Origin of the sequence: Paraburkholderia sp. RL18-085-BIA-A, assembly GCF_046027075.1 — a bacterium.
Taxonomy (GTDB): Bacteria; Pseudomonadota; Gammaproteobacteria; order Burkholderiales; family Burkholderiaceae; genus Paraburkholderia.
This window is the reverse complement of record NZ_JARESU010000251.1, coordinates 1-6,909: the sequence shown is the minus strand read 5'-3', so window position 1 is coordinate 6,909 and position 6,909 is coordinate 1. Positions and strand designations below refer to the sequence as shown.

General features: G+C 62.4%; 9 protein-coding genes. 6 read left to right on the top strand and 3 right to left on the bottom strand.

Translation table 11 applies throughout. The features are described 5' to 3' along the window. The coding region (locus P0D89_RS50095; RefSeq protein ID WP_408379231.1) for a transposase at positions 1–194 on the top strand (194 nt) is incomplete at its 5' end. A 184-nt stretch (positions 195–378) separates the two neighbouring features. Here the strand turns inward: P0D89_RS50095 and P0D89_RS50090 are convergent. After that, positions 379–1,260 carry a DNA-binding protein gene (locus tag P0D89_RS50090; RefSeq protein WP_408367144.1) on the bottom strand — a complete coding sequence of 294 codons (882 nt, stop codon included), beginning with the start codon at positions 1,258–1,260 and terminating at the stop codon, positions 379–381. Between the two features lie 124 nt (positions 1,261–1,384). Here P0D89_RS50090 and P0D89_RS50085 point away from each other — a divergent pair, with 124 nt between their 5' ends. The 4 genes from P0D89_RS50085 to P0D89_RS50070 all read left to right on the top strand — a co-directional run bounded on the left by P0D89_RS50085 (position 1,385) and on the right by P0D89_RS50070 (position 3,812). Beyond that, complete coding sequence (locus P0D89_RS50085) at positions 1,385–1,609, top strand: hypothetical protein (RefSeq protein ID WP_408367142.1); 225 nt, start codon at positions 1,385–1,387, stop codon at positions 1,607–1,609. A 482-nt stretch (positions 1,610–2,091) separates the two neighbouring features. Then, positions 2,092–2,469, top strand: coding sequence for a hypothetical protein (locus P0D89_RS50080; protein WP_408367140.1), 378 nt, complete (start codon positions 2,092–2,094; stop codon positions 2,467–2,469). Between the two features lies 1 nt (position 2,470). Further along, the gene (locus P0D89_RS50075; RefSeq protein WP_408367138.1) at positions 2,471–2,863 is read left to right on the top strand and encodes a DUF2513 domain-containing protein; all 393 of its coding nucleotides are present in this window, start codon (positions 2,471–2,473) and stop codon (positions 2,861–2,863) included. Further along, positions 2,850–3,812: a tyrosine-type recombinase/integrase gene (locus tag P0D89_RS50070; protein ID WP_408367136.1), complete on the top strand. Its 963-nt coding sequence runs from the start codon at positions 2,850–2,852 to the stop codon at positions 3,810–3,812. The genes P0D89_RS50075 and P0D89_RS50070 overlap by 14 nt, the downstream gene beginning before the upstream one ends. Positions 3,813–4,886: 1,074 nt before the next feature. On the opposite strand, the gene P0D89_RS50065 is transcribed toward P0D89_RS50070, so the two are convergent. Next, entirely contained in the window at positions 4,887–5,021 is a 135-nt protein-coding gene (locus P0D89_RS50065; protein ID WP_408367132.1) for a DUF3563 family protein, read from the bottom strand. Between the two features lie 31 nt (positions 5,022–5,052). Continuing rightward, a complete protein-coding gene (locus tag P0D89_RS50060) occupies positions 5,053–5,772 on the bottom strand; it encodes a 3-oxoacyl-ACP reductase family protein (RefSeq protein ID WP_408379229.1) in 720 nt (239 codons plus the stop codon). A gap of 285 nt (positions 5,773–6,057) precedes the next feature. Between P0D89_RS50060 and P0D89_RS50055 the strand changes: the two genes are divergently transcribed. Further along, entirely contained in the window at positions 6,058–6,528 is a 471-nt protein-coding gene (locus P0D89_RS50055; protein WP_408367128.1) for an Lrp/AsnC family transcriptional regulator, read from the top strand. Positions 6,529–6,909: the final 381 nt, after the last annotated feature.

Below are 6,909 nucleotides of genomic sequence, written 5' to 3'. Positions count from 1 at the left end.
GCTGGGTCGTAGAGCGAACCATCTCCTGGCTTCACAACTTCCGTCGACTGCGCATCCGCTTCGAGCGTCCCGCTTTCATCCACGAGGCTTTCATAACAATCGCTTGCTGCATCATATGCTGGCGACAGTTGAAAAAGTCATTAGAACGCTTCTTAGAACACCGGCCTGTCGCAGGCGACGGAGCGTGTCGTTGACGGCCGTATCGAGCTTCGCATGTGCGTCACGCAGGATGCTGGCGTAGTCAATCAGGCGACGCATTCGAATCGACCGATGCTAATTGGCAGCCTGCACTGCGGCATCTCGGCATAAAAAAGCCGAACGTGCGGAGCAGCCCTTCTATAGCGCAAACATGTTCGCCGTTTAGCCCGGGCTGCGTGGCTAGCCCTTGTCGGTGTCGGCCGCCGGCTTCGCGATCGCGGCAATCAGCACCACGTTCTGCGCCTGCGTGGCTTCCAGTTGGCCGGCGAGTTTTGCGGCGGACTCGCGCGCCTCGACGGCCAGCCTTTGGGCGTGATCGCGCTCGGTCTGCGCACGGCTCAGCTGCTCCGCCTGCGCTTCGGCCTGTGTTTCGGCGCGGGCGTGCGCCTTCGCCAGATCCGCGCGCGCAGCATCGGCGGCCTTGGTTGCCGCCTCGATCTCGGCGGCGGCCTGCTTGCGCACGTCAGCCAGCTCGGCACGCAGGCGCTCAGCGTCGACGTGTGCGTGGTCCAGCTCGGCGCGCAAGTCTTCTGCGCGGTGCTCAATCTCCGCGATGCGGGCCTCGGCGCGCACGGCCCGACCGACGACCTCCGCGTGCGCGGCAAGGCTGTCCGCCTTTTCCTGCGCAAGCGTGGCGCACATCGCCGCCTTTTCCGCGATGTGGCCCTGCGCCACTTCCAGTTCGCTGGCCTGTGCCTCGTAGGCGTCGGCCATCTCCTGACGCATCACGTCCAGCTCGGCGCGCTCGGTCTCCCATGCGGCCTGTGCGATGCGCAGCGATTCGTTCGCCTGTTCCTGCGCCTGCGTCCACATGGCGGCCAGCGCAGCGGCGCTCGACTGCTGCACCACGTCGGGCAAGATGACCGCAACCGGCGCGGCCTGCACGGTCTGCGCGCGTCGCCACTCCTTCATCACGGAGCTGGCGGCGTTCATGTCGACGCGTGCGGCGCGGCGTACCGCATCGACGGTCGGGAACGTCGTTTTGCCGTTCTGCTCGTACAGCGCGAAGGCGGCGGCAATAATGCGTTCGCGGTGTTCGGCGGGGATGGTGGGCTGGATCAAGGGCGGCTCCCGGTGGAGCGATAATAAGAATATTATGCTTATTATTATTCAAGCGAGATTTTTAGCCCGGTCGACGGCCGATCGCACGCCGCGCCCCCGTTGTCGGCGGCCAAAAGGTAAGTTCATGACTCAGCGCACACGGGATTTTTATCGGAGTTCCAATGGCGATCGTTGGTCGCTGGTTCGCGACCTGGATTCAGGACGCGTATTTATTCGACATGAACCCAACCTGTCATCAGGCGGCCAGACTTCCGAAACAACCGTGGGCGATTTCCTCCTGCGCGACGCACACGGACCAGAGCATGCCGAATTGTTGCGGCTTATCGGAACGCTCGTCGATTCAGCTTAGATCGGTGACCGGAAGATGCCGGCGGGATGTCCCTGGTTAGGAAACCGCGATCGGCCAGCAGCATCTCGAAGTCGTCGACGTAGGTGCCGCCGCGCCTGACCTGCGGACCGGATGCGAATAAGTTCACCCTAACGCATCAAGGCCTGGATAAGCCAGATCAGTGCTTCGGGAGGACCGCCTTTCTGCCAATAGGCATCGAAGCCTGCGGAGATGCCCCGGTCGCGAATATCTTCTTCGGGTTGGGTGGTATACGCAATGAGGCCCGCCTCGCAGATGGCGCAATATCCTTGCCGTCTGGAAGCCGTCATGCTCCGGCATGTTGATATCGAGGAGGATGACCTCGGGGGGATCCCGTGCCGGACCCAGATCGACCACATGGAGTCCCCCCGGCGCGTAACGCGTATCACAAAGCCTTCGTGCGTGAGCAGCGCAACCACAGCGGCCGCCCAATATAGGATAATGTCCTTTATATAGGAGAGACCATGTTCGCCGATGCCCTCGCGTTCACCCTGGTCCCTGGACCGCTCGATCAGACGGTATTCAGCCCGCGCTGCCAGACGGAACTGCAACGGTTCGATGACCAGCTGCGCGCCGGCGGCATCCGGGCCGAGACGGTCACCTTCCGCACCGCGGACGGCGCCGGGCTGACCGGCGAATTCGTGATCCCGCCCGCGCAGCCGGTCGGCGCCGCACTGCCGGAGGTCGCCGCCAGCTGGCTGCGCGGGGGCGCCGGCCGGACGCTGCGGCTGAAGGTCGGTGACCTCGAGGTCGAAGCACGCACGATCGAAGAGGTCGGGCAGCTACTGCAGCGGGCCCAGGCGCTGCAGGGCAGCCGGGAGGACAAGAACGATGAAGCGTGACATGGACCTGATCCGTGAGCTGATGCTGAAGCTCGAGGGGCTGTCTGTTCCATTGACCGGAATCAAGGCGATTGACGGTCACGAGCCCGTGGTGCAGGTCGATGGCTACACCACCGAGCAGATCGACTATCACCTGTTGCTGCTGGAACAGGCCGGCTTCATTCATGGTGGCGGGCTGGAAAACTTCGGCATGCGGTTCGGCCCCGGCATCGGTTTTCAGAGCCTGACGTGGGCCGGCCATGATTTTCTTGCGTCAGTGCGTCACCCCGATGTCTGGGACGAAACCAAGGCGGCCGCTGCGAAGGTCGGCGGATACACGGTCGACATCCTGGTCACGACGGCCAAGGCCTATGCGCAGCAGAAGATCATGGAGCCGGTGCATGGCCAACACTGACCTCGCGTTGCCTGCCGGCGTCGCCATGCCGGCACTGGTGGTCTCGGCTGGCGAGCGGGCCGGGGTACGTTTCCTTGAGTTCTTCGCGTCGGCGATCCGCAACCCGCACACGCGCCGCGCGTATGCGCGCGCAGCGGCCGACTTTCTGGACTGGTGCGCCGGCGCTGGCGTGACCTCGATCACCGCGGTACAGCCGCTGCACGTCGCCGCGTGGATCGAGCGGCAGACGCAGACCCTGGCGGCGCCGACCGTCAAGCAGCGCCTGGCGGCGATCCGCCACCTGTTCGACTGGCTCGTCACCGGCCAGATCGTGCCGCACAACCTGGCCGCGTCGGTGCGGGGTCCCCGTCACACCACGAAAACCGGTAAAGCGCCGGTGCTCGATGCGGCCGAGGCGCGGCAGCTGCTGGACAGCATCGACGTAACGACGCCGATCGGGCTGCGCGACCGCGCGCTGATTGCGCCGATCGTGTTTTCGTTCGCGCGGGTGGGCGCGGCGCTCGCGATGCGGGTCGACGACGTGTATGTGCAGCAGCGGCGACTGTGGGTGCGCCTGCGTGAAAAGGGCGGCAAGGCGCACGCGATGCCGTGTCACCACACGCTCGAGGCGTACCTGCATGCGTACCTGGACCAGACCGGCCTGTGCGACGAGCCGAAGAGTCCGCTGTTCCGCACGGTCGCGCGCGGCACCGGGCAGCTCAGCGACACGCCACTGCCGCAGGCCAACGCCTATGCAATGGTGCGCCGGCGTGCGCTCGCGGCCGGCATCGGCACGGCGATCGGCAATCACACGTTCCGCGCGACGGGCATCACCGCCTATCTGAGCAATGGCGGCACGCTCGAGAATGCCGCCGCGATGGCCAATCACGCGTCGACCCGCACCACCCAGCTCTATGACCGGCGTCGCGACGAGATCAGCCTCGACGAGGTCGAACGGATCCGCGTTTAATTATGTCGCAGTCCATATCAAATATGGCCGTCTCAAGTCGGCCACGAACTGTCCTTCGCAGTCAGCTGTCGAACGTCTGCCGATGAGCGATGAGTTGCCATTTGACGAAGCGACGGCGACCGACGATTTGTCGGACGAGCCAGCTTCATTTTCAAGCGCTGTTTCGGCAGTGGGAAACCTAGGAGAATTCCCGACGCGATTCATCGATCAGTTAAATCGAGTAACACCTGTAATCCAGCATGAAACCTTCTTCTCCACGACTCGGACTAGACTGGTCTGGTCTGGTCTGGTCTGGTCTGGTCTGGTCTGGTCTGGTCTGGTCTGGCCCTTTCCCCAGTAGCGCTTGGTATTTCTCCCCGCTTGCCCGGCGCCCCCCCAACGTTGGTTCAATTTTTTGAGCCAGCGTACCCAGCGGTAAAACGGCTGCCCGCTGCAAGCGGTTGCGAACTGCACGTGTATTGAAGGAGACGTAAGTTGAAAGCACGTCCGACAGCCCGTAATGCCGGTGCGCTCATGCACATTATTGCCGTGAGTGCGGCGGTGGGCGCAGCCATGATGTCGATCGGACCGACGGCTTTTGCGCAGGCCAGTTCACCCGTTAGTAGCAGCAGTGTGTTCATCCACCTCGTTCGATACGGGCAATAGCGCGGTCAATGAAAACTTTCAGTACATCGCGCATCCGCCAATGCACCCGGTGGCGGCGAGCGAGCCGACCGAGGAACGCGGTGCGCACCGAGGCCGTCGCGGGCAAACGGGAACAACGGGCAGCGGCACGAACGACGCAGAGGCAGCTCCGCTACCGCAGATGCCGACGGACGCATCGTCCAACGCGTCGGTGTCGCAATAGCGCTTTTTCATCAGATCAGGCCGGGCACCGTGCCTGGGCGATCGATCGTGGGCTATTCTCGAGTGAGATACCCGATGATGAGCTGAGGGGCAACTGCGAATGTTTAGCGTCCAGCCGGGTTGTGGGCTCGACGACGCATTGTCCTCAGAAGTGTCACACTCGCGGCGGGCATAGAGCGGGGCATTGGCGCCGTTATCGTGAATCGCTCGCGCCGCCGTCGGCCCGAGCTAACGTTCGCACTCTTTCATCCGACGCTCAAGCTCGGCAATATCCTTCGAAGCTGCGAGGTATCCATCACAGCGGGTCCGCTGGGTATTCCGGAGCCAGCGGTCGAGGCGTTCTAATAGGAGAGTGAAAAGCATACGTATACCCGGTTCGTTCGACCTGAGCCGCTTAAGCACTTGTGCCCCCATCGACCTTCAGACTGGTGCCCGTTACGAAAGCCGCATCGGGGCCTGCCAGCCAGGCGACAAGTCCCGCAATATCGTCGCCTGATCCGTACCGGCCCAGTGCAATTGAGCCCCGGATCTGATCGGCCATCGGACCGTTGGCCGGGTTCATCACCGTATCGATGCGTCCGGGCTGCACGTTATTGATCGTAATTTCCCGACTGCCAAGATCCCTTGCCAGCGCACGCGTCATGCTGGTTACCGCACCTTTCGTCGCGGCGTAGACGGACACGCCCGGAATCGGCATGTAGTCGCTGCTGATGCTGCCGATATTGATGATCCTCCCGCCTTTTTCCATGAAGCGGAGCGATTCCTGAATAGCGACAAGCAGGCTCCTGACGTTGATGGCCAGCATCCGGTCGATGTCTTCCAGTGGGAAGTCGTCGATCAGGCCGCGGCGGAACATCGCGGCGTTGTTCACGAGAATATCCAGTCCCCCGAAGCGTTTCGAGGTCGATCCGACCGCGGCTTTTACCGCTTCCGCGTCGGCGCAATCCGCGCGAATTGCCACACCCCGTCCCCCGGCGCGTTCGATGTCCTCGATGACGCGATCCGCGTCGTCACTCGTGCTCGAATAGGTTATCGACACGGCCGCGCCATCGCTTGCGAGCCGTCGTGCGATGGCCGCACCTATCCCGCGCGAGCCCCCGGTCACGAGCGCCACTTTGCCAGCCAGTTGTCCATCAGAAAAAGTCACGTTTGCTCCTTTCAATTGCATTCTCTGCTCGATTCCGACCGGCCGCGCTTGCCTCGTACATCAGCAAGCGGGAAGCGTGTGTAAGCGGGGCACTACCGAACCCGGCAACGCTGTGCTGCGGCAGGACACGACCTGTCGTATGAAAAATTCTAGCTAGTCTGCGCCGATCGTACGTGCCAAAATGAGCCAATAAACTTGCCGTGCTGTGGCAACATTAGGCACATTTGTGCGTTTATTTGATACGATGAGCCAATGAAATTGGACCGGATCGACATTGACATCTTGCAGGCGCTACAGCGGGACGCTCATGTCAAGGCTGCGGACCTCGCTGAATCGCTTGGCATTTCGCTTTCGCCGCTCTACCGGCGCATTCGTCTGCTCGAAGAGGCGGGCGTCATTACAAAATATGTGTCACTTCTGGATCAGGAGAAGGTGGGATTCCCCGTCACCGCCTACGTATCGGTCGCAATTGAAAAATCTGCGGGAAAGCTGGCTGCTTTCGAGCGCGCCCTGCTGGGTTGCGAGGAGGTGATGGAGTGCTATCTGATGACGGCCGCGTTCGATTACATCGTGCGGGTGGTGGCCAGCGACATGGCGGGAATCGAGCGTTTCGTGATGACACGGCTCGCGACCATCGAAGGTGTCCGTGACGTCAGCACGTCGATCACCTTGCGGCGCGTCCAGTACAAGACCGTGCTACCGGTTCGCGAGGGCGGAGAGTAAATATCCGATTGCACCGGAACTACCCGGGAGCAGACTCCTCAGGGTACCAGGCCGCATTGCGTACCTCGATTGGCTGCGCTGAGTGACCTTCAGGTTGCAGATCGCCCTTTCGTCAATTGACACGCTGCTCCAATTCGATTCGACAAGTTGCTGCCGACCGGAGCGCCCCAGCGTCCGCTTCGCCCGACGGAGCGGACCGTGGCGACGTTCCGCTGAGGGGCGGGAGTGGGTCGCGCAGAGACATTCGAAACGTTTGGTCCGGGCGCTTAGCGTACGAATAATCCGATCTTGAGGGCACTCCAATTTGCCGGGGCGGCTATTGCAATGATCCGCTGCCAATCAATTCACGCAGTGCCTTGTCCGGAAACACCGGCCCCCTGT

Coding starts and splice junctions, on each gene's coding strand:
- P0D89_RS50080 (WP_408367140.1), top strand. CDS start 2,092: ATGTTCGCCGATGCCCTCGCGTTCACCCTGGTCCCTGGACCGCTCGAT.
- P0D89_RS50070 (WP_408367136.1), top strand. CDS start 2,850: ATGGCCAACACTGACCTCGCGTTGCCTGCCGGCGTCGCCATGCCGGCA.
- P0D89_RS50075 (WP_408367138.1), top strand. CDS start 2,471: ATGGACCTGATCCGTGAGCTGATGCTGAAGCTCGAGGGGCTGTCTGTT.
- P0D89_RS50055 (WP_408367128.1), top strand. CDS start 6,058: ATGAAATTGGACCGGATCGACATTGACATCTTGCAGGCGCTACAGCGG.
- P0D89_RS50065 (WP_408367132.1), bottom strand. CDS start 5,021: ATGCTTTTCACTCTCCTATTAGAACGCCTCGACCGCTGGCTCCGGAAT.
- P0D89_RS50085 (WP_408367142.1), top strand. CDS start 1,385: ATGACTCAGCGCACACGGGATTTTTATCGGAGTTCCAATGGCGATCGT.